Origin of the sequence: Catonella massiliensis, assembly GCF_016651435.1 — a bacterium.
Lineage (GTDB): Bacteria > Bacillota > Clostridia > Lachnospirales > Lachnospiraceae > Catonella > Catonella massiliensis.
Window position 1 is genome coordinate 155,824 of sequence record NZ_JAEPRJ010000001.1, and the last position, 19,708, is coordinate 175,531.

Sequence of the window (19,708 nt, forward strand, 5' to 3'; positions counted from 1 at the left end):
TATAGTGTCTGTATCAATGCTTTTGACAGCTATATAATCAGAGAGTATTATCTAAGCCTAAAGTATGACAGACATAAGGTATTGTGGCATTATGTGGATATACTAAGGCTGATAAGGAGAATATATGAATCAGGAAAAAGATATACCTGTATATATGTTTACAGGTATGCTTGAGAGTGGAAAGACCGCATTTTTAAGGGATACCTTAGAGGGCGGTGAGTTTGAAGATGGCAACAAATCCCTTTTCATACTGTGTGAAGAGGGCGAAATCGAGCTGTCAGAGAAACTCTTAAAGCGGAATAAAATGTCTACAGTTGTAGTAGAAGACAAGGAAGATATAACTGAGGAATTCTTAAAAAACCTTGAAAAGGAATATAACCCTGATAGGGTGGTAATCGAGAACAATGGTATGTGGATTCCGCAGGAGATTATAGATGAATTCCCTGAGAATTGGATGCTTGTACAGTGTATCAATCTTATAGACGGCTCTACCTTTGAGAGCTACCTACAGAATATGGGAAGCTTTGTTATGGAGCAGGTTAAGCCTGCCGACCTAGTTGTATTTAACAGGGTTACTGACAATGAGGTAAGGGGAGGCTATAGGAGGCGTATAAAGGCACTAAACAGAAAGGCTCAGATCCTCTATGAGGATGAAAAAGGAAACCTCGATGATGCCTATGTGGAGAGCCTGCCATTTGATACAGACAAACCTGTAATTGAGCTTGAGGATGATGACTTTGGACTCTGGTACATGGATGCCATGGATCATCCTGAAAAGTATAAGGGAAAGACTATGAAGTTTAGGGCGCTTATCTACAGGGATAAGAATTTCCCTGAAGATAAGCTGGTTCCCGGAAGATTTGCAATGACCTGTTGTGCAGCAGACGTACAGTTCATAGGCTTTGTCTGCCACGCACCCAATGCGTCAGAGTTTGCACAGAAAGACTGGGCTTATATAGAGGCAGAGGCAAGGTTTGAATACTGCAAAGACTACAAGGGCAAGGGAATAGTGCTCTATGCCAAAGAACCTCTTAAGAGGGCTGAGGCAGGGGAGCAGTTGGTTTATTTTACATAAAGAAAAAGAGTAAGAAAGATTTATAGTATATTTTGAACGACTCTTGAATGCCGAAAGTTACCTGTGATTAGAGGGAACTTTCGGTGTTTTACTATAAGGGTAGGTGGTTTATGTCAAAAAAGAAAAATACTGTCATAGAGCTTAGATACTATGAAAAACCGATTAAAGAGCCTGTGCTTGCCATGCTTGGGGAGAGCTGGATAAGGGAATACGGGAAAGATACAAATGGTGAAATGATTAACAACCTGCATTTTCATAACCTCATGGAGATAGGCTGCTGTATATCAGGTGAGGGAGAGATGATACTTGATGGAGAAAGCAAAAAATATAAGGCAGGTAATTTTACCATTATTCCAATTAACTTTCCTCATAATACCGTAAGTAAAAAAGGAACTAAAAGCTACTGGGAATATATATTTTGTGATCCGGAAGACATCTTAAACAGGGCATTTCCAAACAACAGACCGTTTGTTGAAAGCACCTTAAAAAGGCTGAATAGTAAGGTATATTTTTGTCATAGTGAAAAGGAGCCGGAACTATACAGTGTGATAAAGTCTATCTTTGAGGAGATGAGAAATAAAAAAGCGTATTACTGTGAAAAAACAATCATGCTTTGTAATTCTTTGTTTTTTGAGGTGGCAAGAAAGAATACAAGTGATACTTCAGCTGAAACTGAGTACAGGGATATGAGCGTTATATCTGCTGCAATATCATACATAGGCAAGAATTATGCAAAACCGATAAGGATAAAGGATGTGGCAGATAGCTGCAATATGAGTGAGACTAACTTTAGAAGGCTGTTTTCTGCATATATGGGGCGTACCCCCTTAGAATATTTCAATCTGATTAGAATAAATAAAGCCTGTGAGCTGATAAAATCAACTCTGTACTCCATGGAAGATATTGCAATGAAGGTGGGGTATTCTCAGATGTCTACTTTCAACAGGAACTTTAAGAAAATAATAGGAGAATCTCCTTATAGGTGGAAGAGAAATCCTGCCAATTTTGAAAGCAAACTATTAAAAGCAAGTGTATCAACTAAAAAAGGCTGGTAAAATGCAAAGTGCAATTTGGTCGAAATTGCACTTTTTTTGTAAATTATTAGCAACATTACGCTTTGATTGTTAGTTATAATATCCTCATAAAAGCAGTTGATTTTTTAGACAGAATTACCAAGGATATATACCTACATATAGAAATTGTCTAAAAATTAACTAATATATCTCGGGTAAAACTATAATTTATTTCCCGAATACTTATCTTTAAGAGGAGGAATTGGTATGAAAATGAGAAAAATTATGTCACTTGCACTTGTAATGGCAATGGGAGTTAGCCTATTGTCAGGTTGTGGAGGCTCAGGAGGAAGCAGCTCGGGTGCAGCAAAATCATCCGCAGCATCTAAAGCGGCTTCAAGTACGGCATCAGAAACATCGGGAACGGCTCCAACTGCCGGAAACTATACTGACAACGGAAGCCACGAGCTTACAGTATGGTGCTGGGATCCTGCTTTTAACATCTACGCTATGAAGGAAGCGGAGAAGATATATCAGAAGATAGACCCACAGTTTAAGTTAAATATTCAGGAAGTGCTTTCAGATGATGTAGAAACTAAGATAACAACCGCTGCGACTTCAGGAGACCTCAGCACCTTACCGGATATCTTCCTTATGCAGGACAACTCATTCCAGAAATACACTACAAACTTTAACGATGTATTCTTAGGACTCAATGATTCAGGCATTAACTACAAGGACTTTGGTGAGGCAAAGCAGGCGTATTCCACGCTTGACGGAGTACACTACGGAGTACCGTTTGATAATGGAGCAGTAATTGCTGCTTATAGAACAGATATCCTTGAGAAGGCAGGACTTAAAATAGATGATTTTAAGGACATTACCTGGAGTAAGTTTATAGAACTTGGAAAGCAGGTTAAACAGAAGACCAACACACCTCTACTTTGTGCTACCGCAGGTTCAAATGATCTTGCAATGATGATACTTCAGTCCGCAGGAGCATCACTATTTAATGATGATGGTTCACTTAACATAGTTGACAATGGGGTACTTAGAAAGGCACTTGAGATATATCAGGAGCTTTACAAGGAAGGAATCCTTGTTGAGGTTACAGACTGGGATCAGTATATAGCAGCAATTCAGAGCGGAAGCTCAGCTGCTGTTATCAACGGCTGCTGGATTATAGGATCTATTACCGCAGCTAAGGATTTTTCAGGAAAGTGGGCAATAACAGATATGCCAAAGCTTGACGATGTAGAAGGTGCAACCAACTATTCCAATAACGGTGGATCATCTTGGGCAGTTACAACCAAGTCGGAGAACCAGAAGCTTGCCGTTGATTTCTTAAAGGCAACCTTTGCAGGAAGTGTAGAGTTCTACGAGACTATCCTTCCTTCATCAGGAGCACTTGCAACATATCTTCCTGCAGGAAAGAGTGAAGTATACAGCAAGCCACAGAAGTTCTTCGGTGGAGAGCCAATTTACTCACTTATCACCGAATTTGCAAGTAAGATTCCAAGCAACAAAACAGGTGCTTATTATTACGATGCAAGAAATGCCGTAGGTGTGGCTATTAGCAACGTGCTTCAAAAGGGCGCAAACATTGAAGAAGAATTAAAGTCAGCTCAGGAAACAGTAGAATTTAATATGGGTGGCTGATAAAAGCTTAGCTTTTTAGCATAAGTCAGAACGGGGCTGTCACAATAAAGAGAGAATAAGTGCTTATCTTTAATGCGGCAGCCCTTTTTGTAAGAAAGGAGACCATTATGGAGGGTAAGAAAGGAATTAGCCTTGCCAAAAGACATCTTATGATAGGCTGGGGCTTTGTTATTCCTGCTACTCTGCTTATCGTTATCTTTAGCTTTTTGCCTATGTTTCAGGCTATATTACTATCGCTAAAAAAAGGCGTTGGAACTCATATGATCTGGAACGGAATAGGAAACTATACGAGAATATTAAAGGATAAGCGGTTTATACAGGCAATATTTAATACATTATTTTATCTTGTGATTCAGGTGCCTATAATGCTTGGTATAGCACTGGCACTCGCATCTATTCTCAATAACAAGCACCTTAGATTTAAGGGACTGTTTAGAACCATGATATTCCTGCCTTGTGCAACTTCCCTTGTATCATATTCAATGATATTTAGGTCTATGTTTGCAAATGACGGTTTCATAAACAACGTGCTTGTTAACTTCGGCTTTAACAGAATAGGCTGGTTTCAGAATGACTGGATGGCAAGGGCAGTAATCATAATTGCGCTTATTTGGAGGTGGACAGGATATAACATGGTATTCTATCTTGCAGGCTTGCAGAATATAGAATACTCGGTATATGAGGCCGCTAAGATTGACGGTGCTTCTCCTTTCCAGTCTTTTAGAAAGATAACAGTGCCTCTACTTAGACCGACTATTCTTCTTACTGCAATTATGTCAATTAACGGAACTCTTCAGTTATTTGATGAGTCAGTAAACCTCACAAAAGGTGGCCCTGGTATAGCGACAATAACAATGTCACACTATATCTACAACACCTCATTTGTAACGAGCCCTAATTTCCCTTATGCAGCTGCACTTTCGGTTGTTATTCTTGTAATGGTAGGAACACTTTCGGTGATTCAGATGAAGGTAGGTGATAAGCGTGACTAAAACACAGAAAATTTTCGTTTATACATTTCTTACAATAGTTTCACTCATTTCAATCTTTCCAATTTATTGGATGGCTTGCGCAGCTACCAATACAAGTGTTGAGATAATGAGAGGAAAACTCATCCCCGGAGGATACCTGATTGAAAATTTCAAGTCTTTAATACACAATCAGAACCTAGGCAGAGCCTTCTTTAACTCAGTAAGAAACTCTGTTATACTAACACTGTTGTCTATGGTTATCTGCTCGATTGCCGGTTATGGATTCGAAGTATACCATCAGAAGTCAAAGGACGTTCTTTTCACTGTGCTTCTTACAGCAATGATGCTTCCTTTTGTAGCAACTATGATTCCGCTCTTTACCATGTTCTCAAAAGTTGGGCTGGTAAACACATGGCCTGCCTTCGTGCTTCCGGGACTCGCTACACCGTTTCTTATAATGATGTTTAGGCAGGCAGCAAGAAGCTTTCCAAAAGAAATCATTGAAGCAGCAAGAATGGATGGCTTATCTGAAGTAGGCATATTCTTTACAATGTTCGTCCCTACAATGCGTTCTACCTACGGCGCTGCCATAACCGTAACTTTTATGAATACCTGGAACAGCTACTTATGGCCAAAGGTAATCTTTCAGAAAAATGAAGCCACAACCATGCCTATGCTTGTGGCAAACCTCCTCGGAGGATATACAGTTGACTATGGTATGCTTATGCTAGGTGTACTTATTGCAACCATTCCTACAGCTGTAGTCTTCTTTATACTACAGAAACAGTTTGCGGAAGGTATTACAGGAGCTATAAAGTAATTATCAAATATAGAAATGAGGTATAAAGGTGTTTGATTTCAACAAAATTAAAGATGTATCCTTTTTCAAGGAGAATGCTCTCCCTGCTAAGGCGGCCTTCATTCCATACGGAAATGAAGAGGAGATAAAGGAGAGAAAGTCAAGTCTTAGAGTGTCGCTAGACGGGCTTTGGAAGTTTGCCTACGCTAAGAATCTAAGCCTTGCAGTCAAAGACTTTTACAAAAAAGACTATTGTGTAAAGAGTTGGGACAGCATAAGCGTACCTTCCAATATGCAGATGGAGGGCTATGATATCCCTCAGTATGCCAATGTGCAGTATCCTTGGGATGGTGTACAGGATGTGGCACATGACGGGGTTCCTAGCGACTTCAACCCTGTGGGGATGTATGTAAAAACCTTAAACATTTCCGAAAATGCTAAAGATAAGGATATTATCATAACCTTTGAAGGAGTGGAAAGTGCCTTTGCCCTCTGGGTAAACGGAGAATATGTGGGCTATGCCGCAGACAGCTTTACTGCCACAAGCTTTGATTTGACTAAGTTTGTAAGTGCAGGAATAAATAAAATTGCAGTAATGGTATTCAAGTGGAGTATTAGCAGTTGGTGTGAAGACCAGGACTTCTTTAGATTCTCGGGTATATACAGAAGTGTATATATAGATGTACTGCCAAGAACAAGGATTGTCGATTACACTGTAAAGGCTGTGCCTGATGACAGCCTTAAGAAAGCGGAACTTAAGGTGGAAGGACTGCTCCTTGGCAAAGGAAAGTTGGCTACAAGGCTATCATATAAGGGCGAAACCATATTAACTGATGAGAGAGAAATAAGCGAGAGCTTGAAGCTTTCTTTTACTGTAAATGAGCCAAAGCTTTGGAGTGCTGAGAAGCCTGAACTTTATGACATTACATTTAAGGTGTATGATGATGGCGGCAAACTCGCAGAAGTAATTAACGAGAGAGTAGGCTTTAGAAGAATAGAAATAAAAGATAAGATTATACTTATAAATGGCAAGAGAATTGTGTTTAACGGCACCAACAGACACGACTTCAGCTCTGTTTATGGAAGGGCTATTACCAAAGAAGAGATAGAAAAGGATGTTATTACCATGAAGCGTAATAACATAAATGCAGTTAGAACCAGTCACTATCCTAATACTGATTATCTCTATGAGCTTTGCGATGAATACGGTCTTTATGTAATTGCAGAGAACAACCTTGAGACACATGGAACCTGGGATGTAAGGGGAGCACATGGGGAGGATTACTCACTTCCTAAGGATCATATGGAGTGGGAGCCTATGATGCTTGACAGGGTAGCTTCTACATATCACAGAGATAAGAACAGAGCAAGTGTCATAATATGGTCGCTGGGCAATGAATCCTTTGGCGGTAAGGTCATCTACAATATGTCTGAGCTTTTCAGAAAGCTTGATGATACAAGGCTTGTGCACTATGAAGGAGTATTCCACGATAGAAGCTATGATGGAAGCACAGATATAGAGAGCCGTATGTATCCGCCTGTTACAGAAATCAGAGAATTTTTGAAAGAATTTCCTACCAAGCCTTTCATCCTCTGCGAATACACCCATGCTATGGGTAATTCAAACGGTGCCATGCACAAATACATTGAATACACAGAGGAAGAGCCAAGGGCACAGGGTGGCTTCATTTGGGACTATATAGACCAGTCTATATATAAAAAAGACAGATACGGTACAGAATTCCAGGCCTACGGCGGAGACTTTGGCGACAGGCCAAATGACGGTAATTTTAGCGGCAATGGTATAGCCATAGGATCTGACAGAGCAGAATCTCCTAAGATGCAGGAGGTTAAGTTTAACTATCAGGGCATCAAGTTCTTTGTAAGTGGGGATAAGGTTAAGATAAGAAATAAGTATCTTTTTACCAATACCTCCGAATTTAATGTATATGAGATTCTTTACAAAGACGGAAAAGAGTATGCTAAGGAGATGATGACTACAGATGTAGAACCATTATCCGAAAAAGAATATAAACTTCCTATCGAAATCCCTAATGTAGAGGGTGAATTCGTTGCTGAAGTATCCGTAAGACTTAAACATTGCACCAACTATGCGAAGTGCGGCCACGAGGTTGCCTTTGGACAGGCTGTAGTTAAAAAAGCAGATACCAGGCACTTTATGGATATTTCTCAGGGGAATGAGAAATATGATTATATGTATGCTTCCTCAATGGAAAATGCGGAAGTTAAACCTGCATCAGGCAGACTCCAGTATGTATTTGGCGACTACAATGTAGGAGTTAAGGGAGAGCATTTTGCAGTATTATTCTCAAAAATGTACGGAGGGCTAACTAGCTACAAGCTAAGAGGAGTTGAGCTGCTAAAGAGCCAGCCTCGCCCTAACTTCTGGAGGGCTCCTGTGGACAATGACAGAGGTGCGCAGATGCCTGCAGAAAAGGGTAAATGGAAGCTTGCGGGAGATTACGCTAAGTGCGTAGATGTAAAGGTAAATGACAACAGTGCTAAATCCGGCTCTGATAGATATGTGGAAGTGGTTTACACCTATGCCCTCGGTATGGATGGACTTGGAGAGGCAGTTGTAAGCTACAAGGTATTTGAAGATGGCTTCATAAAGACTACTCTAAGCTATGAGACTAAGGGAGAGAACTTTGACATGCCTGAGTTTGGTATGATGTTTAAGACCAACGCAGACTTTGACAACCTTACCTGGTATGGGGCAGGTTTTTCAGAGACTTATGAGGATAGAAGAAGCGGTGCAAAGCTTGGATTATTTAACAATAAGGTTGAAGACAATATGGCACCTTATCTTGTGCCTCAGGAATGTGGTCACAAGGTAAATGTAAGATATGCTAAGGTAACAGACAGAAAGGGCAGAGGACTTTTGTTTGTTAGTGAGAAACAGATGGATCCTACCAAGGGAGAGAGTAGGGCTGCTGAGAATTCAGTAGTTACAGACAGATATATGGGCTTCTCTGCACTACCTTATACGCCTAACCAGCTTGAAGAGGCTGCGCATCCAAATGAACTTCCTAAGCCACAGTTCACTGTAATTAGGACAGACCTTATGCAAATGGGTATAGGGGGAGATGACAGTTGGGGGGCAAGACCTCACAAGGAGTATCACATTCAAAACGATCAGAAGTTAGAGTTTAGCTTCTGGTTTAAGGGAATTTGATGATATAAGTCTAAAAATTATAAAACTCGTTTGGGGTTTGCTTGAAAAAGAAATTATTATCATTTGATGCTTGCATCATTTAATACTGTTTCACCTGTATTGATACTTGCTGTATTTGTGCCTTAAGCCGACTTAGGCAGGTATTAATACAGGTTATATAAGAGGTGTTAATCATAATCATTAATTATTAATGTGATTTTAACCTTAGTTTAGTATTATTATATTTGACTTTTTGTGATTTTTATGTTAACATTATATCGTATTCTTGAAGTTTAAAGAAAGTCGAACTCAGTTCTCTAAACTTGTTCGTTAGCTCGCAGCACTACTAGAAAGGTATCTGCTTCAAAGCTCTTTAACTGGAAGATTACGCAACTAATATTTTTTTATTTACGGGAGGATACCTAAATGAACACAGGTGTAGTTAAGTGGTTCAACTCTGAGAAGGGCTACGGATTTATTACTAATGACAACGGCGGAGATGATGTATTCGTACATTTTTCAGCTATCAACGTAGAGGGTTTCAAGACTCTTAACGAAGGACAGAGAGTTACATTTGAGACAGAGACCGATCCTAAGAATTCAAGCAAGCTTAGAGCAGTAAATGTTTCTATAGCTGAGTAATTTATAGCTGGTTCTGGGCCGTAGTCTTAGGTGACTACGGCTTCTTTTTATAAAAATCCGGGGTTGTACCGGTTTCGACGGGAATTTTGAAGTTGGAGAAGCAAGCCGCAGGAATGCGTTAAATCCAAAATTAAATACAAACGCTGAAGATAATTTAGCATACGCTGCCTAATGGCAGCTGTCTTACCTGTTATACCTGCATAATGGGCTAAGGCATCGAATCAGCAGGAAACGACATAGCAAGGGGCTCGGTGCTATGGGCGTATTAGAGTCTACTAAAGCCTGAATTGTGCTGATTCAAGTCAGGTGGAGGGAATGTCAAACAATCAGCTAAGCTTGTAGAAGTACAATGAATGGGTTTTCGGACAGGGGTTCGACTCCCCTCAGCTCCATTACTAAGGAACCTTGAAAACATAGTGTTTATGCGGGTTTCGGGAAATTTAGAAAATGTGAAACAGGTCGTTTTAGACCGAAAAAGACCAGTTTGAACCATACTAATTGGGGTATAACTGGGGTATGAAAAACGAACAATGTAAGAGTGTATTGTGTAACTAAAGAAGCAAGAAAAAGCCTGTCAAGCCCTTTACCGAAGGCACTCGGAGAGTGGGGCTTTACAGGCTTTTTATTATCTAGTATAAAACATCAATTGTCTTCAATAAGTTCATGCTCTGAAATATTCTTTCCTGCTTTAATATCAGCTATTCGCCTTTCGAGCTTAGCTATATGTTCATCAGTGTAGAATGCATCCTCAGAAACATCCACCTTAGAATGATCTTGTTCCATATTTATCACACTCCAATTTACGCATCTGACCTTGAAAAGCTGTTCTTCATCTGGCAGCTGGCACTGAAGACCACCTTGTTAAGTGCCTTTGTGGTCTCTTCTTCAAGCATCTTAACTATTTCTTCATTTGCCTTCTCACAGAATGAAATTTCAGCCGCTTTCTTATCCTTTTTAACTCCCTTTATGTATGAGGCAAATTCCTTATCAGACTTACAGATAATCTCATGATTCCGAGACACAACTGCTGTCTGATAGTGGTCTATATTTGGCAGACAGCGGTTAAAATGGGCATCTGCAATTACACCAAGGAGTCTGCTTGCCCAGTAGAAGTTGTGACTGTCAACATTTCCTGTTGTATTTGCAAGGTACTTAGGAGTCTTAGTGATATTGGCGTATAGTCCCACAAAGGAGTTGAATACATTACTTCCAAAAGCTATCCATTTGATGGCTTTAAGTGCGTCAGGCATGTAAGGGCGAATCTGCACAAGTGCAAGCACATCTGTACGGCTGATGCCTATTGGACGGTATAACTCCTTAGCGCCGTTTGCATAAGGGTCGTAAGGAGTATGCTGATAATGATTGGAGAGAACCCATTTGATGTCCTCAACTGTTATCTTCTTCTCAGGTACCCTGCACCAAGGAAGGTTGTCTGAAAGTGGTGTGTAGTCAGCATTATCACCTGTCCACTTACTTGTGGTAGTATTGAAGTATTTCTGCGCCACCCAGGCACGAGGGGTATTGTATATGTGGTCAAGATCAGAGTGAGTACCAAAGGTATCCCTTGGGTTAAAGGCCTTACAAAGGGCGAGGTCTAAGTGGTTATCAGCAATAAATTCTCTCAGATCCGCTGAGCAGAGATGGTCCTTCTTATTGCCGAAAGCATCTTCAAAGTCAAAGCTGTCAAGACCAAGCTGATTAGGAGCCACTACATAGCAGTCATCAGGGACACGCCTTGCCATCCAGTGATGGCCTCCTATACTTTCAAGCCACCAGATTTCATCTTCATCCTGAAAAGCTATGGCATTCATCTCGTAGGTTCCATATTTTTCAAGGAGACCGCCAAGCCTTATTACACCTTCTCTGGCACTTTTGATGTATGGAAGAACTATGGTTACTATATCTTCTTCACCTATGCCACCGATTTTCTCCGGGGAATAATTTGAGCTGCCTTTTCTGCCTTTAGCAGGGGAGTAGACAACAAGGGGGTCTGCTCCGAGCACCCTTTCATTAGAGGCTATTGTCTCAGTTGCAGTCATTGATACATTTAGTTCATTTACCCCACAGGCAGCCCAGATACCTTCGCCATCAACCGCATTTGGAAGTGAGGTATAACGAAGAGGGTGGGCAGGGAGTTCGATTTCAACATGTGAAATCACAGAACGGTAAACCTTTGGTTGTTTGTCAGGGGAGACAACAGTGAACTTTTTAGGCATAAAGCTTCCTGAGCCTGAATCATCATTTCTTGCTACCAAAGTAGAACCGTCATAACTGGCTTTTTTGCCAACTAAAATTGTAGTGCAGGACATAATATTCTCCTTTCCTTAATAAAAAACAGATTTAGTATAAGTTTACTTTACATTTTTAAGAACACATAAATAAGGTCGCAACAACCTACACAATTATAACATTGCGTACTAATAAAGTCGAGGAAATTGCCTTGATAAATGATAGACATTTTCAATATATAAAAATATTGTGAACATAGTTGATTTGTGAGCCAAATAATGAGATAATAAGAGCTGTGCCCTATGTGAGTGCTTGCTTTTTATAGAAATTAGATTTTCGGAAATAATAATAAAACCTTTCTGTACACAGGATGGATATGGCTTGTTTAATAGGGACTACTTTTAGTATAGTTAAAGGGGAATAAGATGGATATTAACCACGAGTTGTATAAGGTATTTTACCACGTAGCAAAGACACTTAGCTTCTCGGAAGCATCCAAGGAGCTTTTCATATCGCAGTCAGCGGTGAGTCAGTCTATAAAGGTGCTTGAGAAGAGACTGGGGCAGAAACTCTTTGTTAGAAGCACCAAGAGGGTAAGGCTTACCAAGGAAGGAGAGATTCTCTTCAACCACGTAGAGCCTGCTATCAACCTGATAAGCCTTGGTGAGACAAGGATACTCGAGTCAAAATCGCTAAACGGAGGGCAGTTAAGTATAGGTGCAAGCGATACTATCTGTAGATACTTCCTTAAGCCTATGCTTAAAGAATTTCACGGTAGATATCCGAACGTACACATCAAGGTTGTCAATGGAACTTCTTTAAAATGTGTGGAATACCTAAAAAACGGGCAGGTGGATATCATTGTAGTAAATACACCTAACAGTGCGCTGGGTCAGATTGGTAAGGCCCTGCCTGTTAAGGAATTTAGGGATATATTTGTGGCAAATAAGAAGTCATTTCCTAAGCTCATCAACAAAGTATGTGAGCTTTCGGATATACAAAAGTATCCTATGATGATGCTTGATAAGGCTTCTACCACCAGTGAATTCCTTCACAAGCTGTTTTTGAAACATCATTTGGAGCTTATACCTGAGATTGAGCTTGCAAGCAACGACCTTCTCATTGACCTTGCGAGGATAGGGCTTGGTATAGCCTGTGTGCCTGATTACTGCATAGATGAAGAAAAAGAAGAGGAACTCTTTGTGGTAAAGATGAAGGAGGCCTTGCCTGAAAGAGGCATAGCTGCTTGCTACAATGACATGGGACAAACTGCCGAACCGGTATTTCAGTTTTTAAATATTTTAAAGAGCGAATAGATTAAAAAAGGAGATGTATGAGCTATAGCAGATTTGAGATAGAAGAAAAACAACGAAAATATGGTTCTGTTTCAAGAAAACTGGGTTCTAAGGTTCTCATTTGGATAGTGAGAATATTTATGGTAGCCGTAGTAGCACTTGCTGTGACAGGCGGCTATCTTATGTACGGAAGTGTGAAGGGGATAATTGACAAAGCACCTGAGATTAACTCCGTAAATGTTATGCCTACAGGATTTCAGACTTATTTTTACAACGTAAAAGGAAAGAAGATAAGGACTATTGTAGGCGCGGGAGCGAACCGTATTTATAAGAAATTAAAAGACATACCAAAGACTGTTCAGGAGGCCTTCATTGCCATAGAGGATGAGCGTTTTTATGAACATGGGGGTATAGATGTAAGAGGTGCATTTAGAGCGGGATTTGTAGCGCTTTTGTCAGGAGGCTCTAAAAAGCAGGGAGCAAGTACTCTTACACAGCAGCTCCTTAAAAATCAGGTCTTTGCAGGCGGTGAAGAAGAGACTATTATGGCTGCAATTGAAAGAAAGATACAGGAGCAGTATCTTGCGATTCAGCTTGAACACGTCTACAGCAAGGATCAGATTCTTGAGTATTATCTTAATACAATAAACCTGGGACAAAATACCCTCGGAGTGCAGACTGCCGCACTTAGATACTTCAATAAGAGCGTAAGCAAGCTGACACTTTCGGAAGCAAGCGTAATTGCGGCTATTACCAAAAATCCTACGGGGAATAACCCCATTACACACCCTGAAGAGAATGCCGCAAGGCGTAAGTCTGTCCTTAACAATATGAAAAGGCTTGGCTTTATCACTGAAAAACAGCTTAAAGAAGCTGAAAGTGATGATGTATATGCAAGGATTAAGGCTGTAAATAAAGAGATAAAGGTAGACACAACTGTAAACTCCTACTATGTGGACGCTACCATAGGTCAGGTGGTGGAAGACCTTGTTAACGAGAAGGGATATACGGTTACACAGGCTTATAACCTCCTTTATTCAGGAGGCCTTAAGATATATACCTATCAGGATCCGGATATTCAAAAAATCTGCAACACAGAGACTGCAAATGAGAAGTATTTTGCGGGAATGCCTGGCAAATGGAAGCTTTCCTATGCACTCTCTGTACAGGGTAAAAATGGTAAGACCTACAATTATTCTGAGGGACATATACAGCAGATGTTTAAGCTCGATAGTATGATGTTCAACAAAAAAGGCGGTGCAGACCAGTACATTAAGCAGTTTAAGAAGGCCAAGTTAAAAGGTGGTGGAGAGGTAATAGGTGAGAGAAGTGAGTACACCATTGAGCCACAGATATCAGCTACCGTGATGAATCAAAAGAGTGGTGCGGTATCAGCTATTGTTGGTGGAAGGGGTGCAAAGACAGGAAACCTTACCCTCAACAGGGCTACGGATTCAACCAGACAGCCTGGTTCGCTTTTTAAGGTGCTATCCACCTATCTTCCTGCCCTTGATACTGCGGGTTATACCCTTGCAAGCGTACAGGATGATGGAGAGTATTTCTACCCTAATTCCAACAAAGAGGTGCGTAACTGGTGGGGAGACAGCCACGAGGGCCTTAGCACCTATAGGCGTGGTATCTACCGCTCTATGAATGTAGTTACGGTAAAGGCTCTTGAAGCAATTGGACTTACGACAGCCTTGGCTTATCTTAAGGCGCTTGGAATATCAACACTTTCTGAGGATGATAATGGCTTTGCAGTGGCACTTGGTGGACTGTCAAAGGGTGCCACAAATCTTGAGATAACCGGTGCTTATGCTGCCATAGCCAATAACGGTATATATATAAAGCCAAGCTTCTATAGCAAGGTGCTTGACCATGATGGCAATGTCATCCTGGAGCATAAAAAGGTTGCAAGGCAGGTAATGAAGGATTCTACAGCGTTTTTACTTACTGATGCCATGCACGATACTCTTACACGTACGGATGCAACTGCTTACAGGGCAAAACTTGCCAATGCAGGTATGGGACAGGCTGCAAAGACAGGTAGTTCAAGCTGGGACAATGACCTTTGGATATCAGGTTTCACACCATATTATACCTGTACTGTTTGGCTTGGATATGATGAACAGACATCGCAGATAGGCTATGAGCTTAGGCATCATCCTATCTGGAAGGCTATAATGGACGGCATAAATGTAAAGAAGAAATTAAAGACAAAGCAGTTTAAGAAGCCGGATTCTGTTACAACAGCGACTATATGTACAAAGTCCGGAAAGCTTGCCGTGCCCGGGCTTTGTGACCATGCAGCAGGAGGGTCTACTGTAAAGACAGAATACTTTGCTGTTGGTACGGTACCAAAGGAAAGCTGCGATGTACATGTTAAACTAAATATATGTAAGGAGTCAGGACAGGCGGCAGGGCCTTATTGCCCTGAAGTAATAAGCAAGGTATTTCTTATCAAAAATGAGGAAATCACACAGACAGATGCCTATGGAAAGGCAGTTAAGAGGCACTATAATACAGCCGATACACCTTACGTTTTAACTAAACAGGTACAGACACCTTGCAGCACACATCTTACACCGGTGGTTCCGACAGATTCGGCTATTGGTGCGGACGGCGAAGATGATGGCGCTTCAAATGACGGCAATGACGGCTAATGTAAAAGAGGTGAAAAGTGTCATATAAGACAGTGAAAAAGGATGCTTTTGCAGAAACGGAAATAAAAAAGTCCAAATTTCTTGCGCATATAGCAGAGGTAAAGTCAGAAGAAGAGGCTGAAGCCCTCATCAAGCAGACAAAGAAGAAATACTATGATGCCACACACAGCTGCTCTGCTTATGTGCTTAACTCGGATAGGGGGATTAGACATTCCAGTGATGACGGTGAGCCTTCGGGAACAGCAGGTAAACCCATACTGGATGTGATTTTGGGAGCAGGACTTTTAGATGTAATAGTTATTGTTACAAGATATTTCGGAGGAACCGAGCTTGGTACGGGAGGGCTTGTTAGAGCCTATTCAGGAGCAACAGCGGAGGTCATTAAAAATGCTGAAATAGTCGAGGTAACAACTGCCAAGCTATATGAGTTCGTTATAGACTATGGACTCTTACCAAAGCTTCAGCATCTATGCATGGAGCTTGGTATTATCATATATGAAACCGAGTACCTTGAAAAGGTAAATATATCTCTTCTGATTACAGAGGATGTCTTAGGGAAATTCTTTAAGGAGATAACCGAGGCTACAGCAGGCGTTATCACTAAAGAAAGCGCAGTAAAAGAAGAGATAGTTAATTTTTACCTGGAATCCGGAAAGGTAATTATAGACAAATAAATATACTTAGGGGGTAGTTATGAAAGATGTAACATTGGTGGTGATGGCAGCAGGAATGGGCAGCAGATACGGCGGTATCAAGCAGCTTGACTCCTTTGGTCCTGAAGGCGAAGTGATTATGGACTATAGCGTGTTCGATGCTATAAAGGCAGGCTTTAACAAGGTTGTCATCATCATAAGAAAAGACATTAAGGATGATTTTATGGAAATCATCGGCAACAGACTTGAAGAAAAGGCAGGAGTTCCTGTTCACTATGTATATCAGGAAATGGACAATCTTCCGGAGGGCTTTAAGGTGCCTGAGGGACGCACAAAGCCTTGGGGTACAGGTCAGGCGCTCTTAGCCGCAAAGGAATATGTACACGAGCCATTCCTTGCCATAAATGCAGATGATTTTTACGGAAGAGAGCCTTACAAGATAATGCATGATTTCCTTGCAAATGTGGATGAAAGTGATGGGAAGGCTCACTTTGGCATGGCAGGCTACCTGCTTAAGAATACTTTAAGCGACAACGGCTCAGTATCCAGAGGTATCTGCAGCGTGGATAATAGCGGATATCTGGTATCTATTGAGGAGCATCTTGATGTAGAGAAGAAAGGAGAGGGAGCTGTAGGTTTTACGGCAAGCGGTGAAAAGCACGAGTTAAGCCTTGAGGATGTAACTTCTATGAATATGATGGGGCTTACTCCTAAGGTATTTGAAGCTCTTGAGAAAGGCTTTGTAGACTTCCTTGGCGGTATCTCTTCCAATCCGCTAAAGGCCGAATTCTTCCATATCAAGGTAATCAGCGACATGATTCGTGCAGGTAAGGCAGACATGAAGGTGTTTAACACAGATGCAAAATGGTTTGGTGTAACCTATCAGGAAGATAAGCCTACTGTAAAAGCGGCCATAGAGAAGCTTACAAAGGACGGAGTATATTCTGAAAAGCTTTGGAATTAAAAAGAAATTGTCGTATAAATGATAAAAGGACCGGTTCATTAGCCGATCCTTTCTTTTTGTCTATACGCACTTGGCGACATCCCGCAGTCCTTCTTAAAGCACTGGGTAAAGTAGCTTTGAGAAGAAAAGCCCGCTGACTGTGATATCTGATCTATGCTGTAATCGCTGTTTTTAAGTAACTCCTTTGCAACCCTTATACGAATCTTACAGAGGTAGTTGATGGGAGAAGAGCCAAAATACCTGTTAAAAGAGTGGATTAGATAATATTTGTTCAGGTTTGAGAGCCTTGCAAGGTCATCTATGGTAATTTTAGAGGCATAGTTGGAGTCGAGGTATTTTTTTAGCTTAAAGCACTCCTTGCTAGAGTTTACGGTAGGCTCTGTATCTACATTTGTTTTAGTAGTTCTAAGAATTTCTATAAGTATAATCTCCAGTATATTCTGGCAGATATGGTCGGAGTAAGGCTTATTATTTTCCTGCTCATTGAGCATGGAATCCATGTATTTGATGATGTCAGGATTCTTAAGTATGCAGTTAAACATAAAGTGGTTTGCCTCATTATCAAGATTTAGGCTGTAGTTATCAACAGCAACGGCTATGTATTCAAGAGGATTCTCTTCTCCCGACTTCTCGGTGTGTGAGGTGTTTGGATTCACAAGGATGAAGTCTCCCTTTTTAAGTGGATATACATCATTTTCCACATAAAACTCTCCCACCCCTCCTGTCACAAGGAAAAGCTCAGTAAAAGGGTGGGTGTGCATGAAGCTTGGCCAGTCATTCTCGTACTTCGTGTACGTTATATATATTAGGTTACTTTTTGATGTACCTGCAGGCTTTCCTGCTATCTGATAATTTGAAAATCCCATAATAATCCTTTCCGTATTCACTTTCCGCGCGTCAATATGAATAAGCTTGCATCTTTATAAAATGAGCTGATTACCAATATTAGACAAGACGAGAGAAGAGTGAAGTTTTAGTAATACTATATCATGATATATTTTAATAAATTTAGAGATATAAAGCAATATATCTAAAAAAAATAGCAATATAAATGTGGAAAAGAAACAAATAAATGGATATAATGACAACAGAAGTTGAATAAATTTCACAAAGGAGAGGTATTATGAGAATAAAGAAAATGTTAGCGATGGCACTCAGTTTGTCAATGGTTGCAGCTTCACTTACAGCTTGTGGCTCAAAGGGCGACAGCCAGAAGTCAGCAGCAAGCAAAGCTTCATCTATGAAGGCTTCTACAGCTTCAACCACATCATCTGCGAAGTCCGCTTCGACAGCTTCTGAGACAAAGGCAGGCGGTACACTTAAGATTGCTGCTTTTGAAGGCGGTAACGGAGCAGAGATTTGGAATCAGATTAAGGCAGCTTTTGAGGCAGAGACAGGGGCAACAGTCGACCTTCATCTCTCATCAGAGCTTGACAAAGACCTTACAAAGTCTTTCCAGAATGGTGATATCCCTGATGTAGTCTACTACAATATGGGAACAAAGAGCGGTTTTACAGAGACTATGCTTAAGGAAAATGCAATAGCTGATATCACAGATGTATTTGATGACGAGCTTAAGAACAGACTCGTAGGCGGAATCACAGACAATGCTACAGCTCAGCCTTATGCAGACGGCAAGATATATCTTGCACCTTGGACCTACGTTCCTACAGGATTCTGGTACAATGCAGATCTTGTTGGTGAAGGAAAGAAATACAGCCTCCCTACAACCTGGGAAGAGTTCTTCGCACTCGGTGATAAGGCAAGGAAAGATGGTATAGCACTTTTCACATATCCGACAGCAGGATATTTTGATACTTCTATGTATCAGATGTTAGCTCAGGCTGGAGGAATGGAGTTCTACAACAAGGCTGTAAACTACGACCCTTCAACCTGGACCTCTAAAGAGGGTAAAGAGGTAGTAGATACCATAGCAAAACTTGCTTCTAAGGACTATACCTGGTCAGATACAGTAGCAAACGCAAATGCTGACGGTGGATTTAAGAAGAATCAGCAGGCTGTTATAGACGGAAAAGCATTATTTATGCCAAACGGTAACTGGGTAATCGGAGAGATGGCAGCTTCTACACCTAAGGATTTCCACTGGGCTATGATGGCTCAGCCAAAGTTCTCTGCAGACCAGAAGACTTATGTATATACCTATACAGAGCAGATTTGGATTCCTAAGGACGCAGCAAATATCGACCTTGCTAAGCAGTTCATTAAGTTTATGTACTCTGACAAAGTTGTTGAGCTTATGCTTGCAAACAAGAGTGTAAATAAAGAGACCAAGGAAGAGACTCCTGCACCTATCATTTCCCCTGTAAAGGGTGCTTCTGATAAGCTTGAGGCAGGACCTGTTAAGGATTCTTACACACTTACAAGTGCAAGCGGCACAGAGGCTGTTGCAGGTGTATGGGCTACAACAAAGCCAATCAATGGTTTTGACATGAAGGCTACAGTATACGGAGCTATTGATTCACTTAATACAGGAGAACTTACAGCAGCACAGTATCAGAAACAGCTTGAAGAGGCTTGGACTAAATTACTTGAAAATCTTGACAGATAAC

At 40.9% G+C, this 19,708-nt stretch carries 15 protein-coding genes and 1 other RNA gene; 13 read left to right on the forward strand and 3 right to left on the reverse strand.

Annotated features, from left to right (window positions below; genetic code table 11):
* Positions 1–124 precede the first annotated feature (124 nt).
* The 8 genes from JJN12_RS00680 to ssrA all read left to right on the forward strand — a co-directional run bounded on the left by JJN12_RS00680 (position 125) and on the right by ssrA (position 9,729).
* Positions 125–1,075 (forward strand): TIGR03943 family putative permease subunit, encoded by a 951-nt coding sequence (locus tag JJN12_RS00680; RefSeq protein WP_208427890.1) that lies wholly within the window; start codon positions 125–127, stop codon positions 1,073–1,075.
* Positions 1,076–1,185: 110 nt separating this feature from the next.
* Positions 1,186–2,130: an AraC family transcriptional regulator gene (locus JJN12_RS00685; protein ID WP_208427891.1), complete on the forward strand. Its 945-nt coding sequence runs from the start codon at positions 1,186–1,188 to the stop codon at positions 2,128–2,130.
* 225 nt (positions 2,131–2,355) lie between these two features.
* Positions 2,356–3,747 (forward strand): ABC transporter substrate-binding protein, encoded by a 1,392-nt coding sequence (locus JJN12_RS00690; RefSeq protein ID WP_208427892.1) that lies wholly within the window; start codon positions 2,356–2,358, stop codon positions 3,745–3,747.
* A 107-nt stretch (positions 3,748–3,854) separates the two neighbouring features.
* Entirely contained in the window at positions 3,855–4,739 is an 885-nt protein-coding gene (locus JJN12_RS00695; RefSeq protein WP_208427893.1) for a carbohydrate ABC transporter permease, read from the forward strand.
* Positions 4,732–5,538 (forward strand): carbohydrate ABC transporter permease, encoded by an 807-nt coding sequence (locus JJN12_RS00700; protein WP_328706778.1) that lies wholly within the window; start codon positions 4,732–4,734, stop codon positions 5,536–5,538. The genes JJN12_RS00695 and JJN12_RS00700 overlap by 8 nt, the downstream gene beginning before the upstream one ends.
* 22 nt (positions 5,539–5,560) lie before the next feature.
* Positions 5,561–8,713 carry a glycoside hydrolase family 2 TIM barrel-domain containing protein gene (locus JJN12_RS00705; RefSeq protein ID WP_208430271.1) on the forward strand — a complete coding sequence of 1,051 codons (3,153 nt, stop codon included), beginning with the start codon at positions 5,561–5,563 and terminating at the stop codon, positions 8,711–8,713.
* A gap of 405 nt (positions 8,714–9,118) precedes the next feature.
* Complete coding sequence (locus JJN12_RS00710) at positions 9,119–9,334, forward strand: cold-shock protein (RefSeq protein ID WP_208427894.1); 216 nt, start codon at positions 9,119–9,121, stop codon at positions 9,332–9,334.
* Between the two features lie 59 nt (positions 9,335–9,393).
* Positions 9,394–9,729: a transfer-messenger RNA gene (gene ssrA, locus JJN12_RS00715) on the forward strand.
* Between the two features lie 247 nt (positions 9,730–9,976).
* On the opposite strand, the gene JJN12_RS00720 is transcribed toward ssrA, so the two are convergent.
* Together JJN12_RS00720 and JJN12_RS00725 are read right to left on the reverse strand one after the other, a co-directional pair.
* Entirely contained in the window at positions 9,977–10,117 is a 141-nt protein-coding gene (locus tag JJN12_RS00720; RefSeq protein WP_236013605.1) for a hypothetical protein, read from the reverse strand.
* Positions 10,118–10,134: 17 nt separating this feature from the next.
* Positions 10,135–11,643 carry a C69 family dipeptidase gene (locus tag JJN12_RS00725; protein WP_208427895.1) on the reverse strand — a complete coding sequence of 503 codons (1,509 nt, stop codon included), beginning with the start codon at positions 11,641–11,643 and terminating at the stop codon, positions 10,135–10,137.
* 345 nt (positions 11,644–11,988) lie between these two features.
* Between JJN12_RS00725 and JJN12_RS00730 the strand changes: the two genes are divergently transcribed.
* The 4 genes from JJN12_RS00730 to JJN12_RS00745 are packed head-to-tail and all read left to right on the forward strand — an operon-like array spanning position 11,989 to position 17,138.
* Positions 11,989–12,879, forward strand: a complete 891-nt coding sequence (locus tag JJN12_RS00730) for a LysR family transcriptional regulator (RefSeq protein WP_208427896.1) — start codon at positions 11,989–11,991, stop codon at positions 12,877–12,879.
* A gap of 17 nt (positions 12,880–12,896) precedes the next feature.
* Positions 12,897–15,521, forward strand: a complete 2,625-nt coding sequence (locus JJN12_RS00735) for a transglycosylase domain-containing protein (protein ID WP_208427897.1) — start codon at positions 12,897–12,899, stop codon at positions 15,519–15,521.
* Positions 15,522–15,538: 17 nt separating this feature from the next.
* Positions 15,539–16,195: a YigZ family protein gene (locus tag JJN12_RS00740; protein WP_208427898.1), complete on the forward strand. Its 657-nt coding sequence runs from the start codon at positions 15,539–15,541 to the stop codon at positions 16,193–16,195.
* A gap of 19 nt (positions 16,196–16,214) precedes the next feature.
* Positions 16,215–17,138 carry a nucleotidyltransferase family protein gene (locus tag JJN12_RS00745; RefSeq protein WP_208427899.1) on the forward strand — a complete coding sequence of 308 codons (924 nt, stop codon included), beginning with the start codon at positions 16,215–16,217 and terminating at the stop codon, positions 17,136–17,138.
* A gap of 38 nt (positions 17,139–17,176) precedes the next feature.
* Here the strand turns inward: JJN12_RS00745 and JJN12_RS00750 are convergent, their stop codons facing one another.
* A complete protein-coding gene (locus JJN12_RS00750; RefSeq protein ID WP_208427900.1) occupies positions 17,177–18,004 on the reverse strand; it encodes an AraC family transcriptional regulator in 828 nt (275 codons plus the stop codon).
* A gap of 257 nt (positions 18,005–18,261) precedes the next feature.
* Between JJN12_RS00750 and JJN12_RS00755 the strand changes: the two genes are divergently transcribed.
* The gene (locus tag JJN12_RS00755; protein WP_208427901.1) at positions 18,262–19,707 is read left to right on the forward strand and encodes a carbohydrate ABC transporter substrate-binding protein; all 1,446 of its coding nucleotides are present in this window, start codon (positions 18,262–18,264) and stop codon (positions 19,705–19,707) included.
* Position 19,708: the final 1 nt, after the last annotated feature.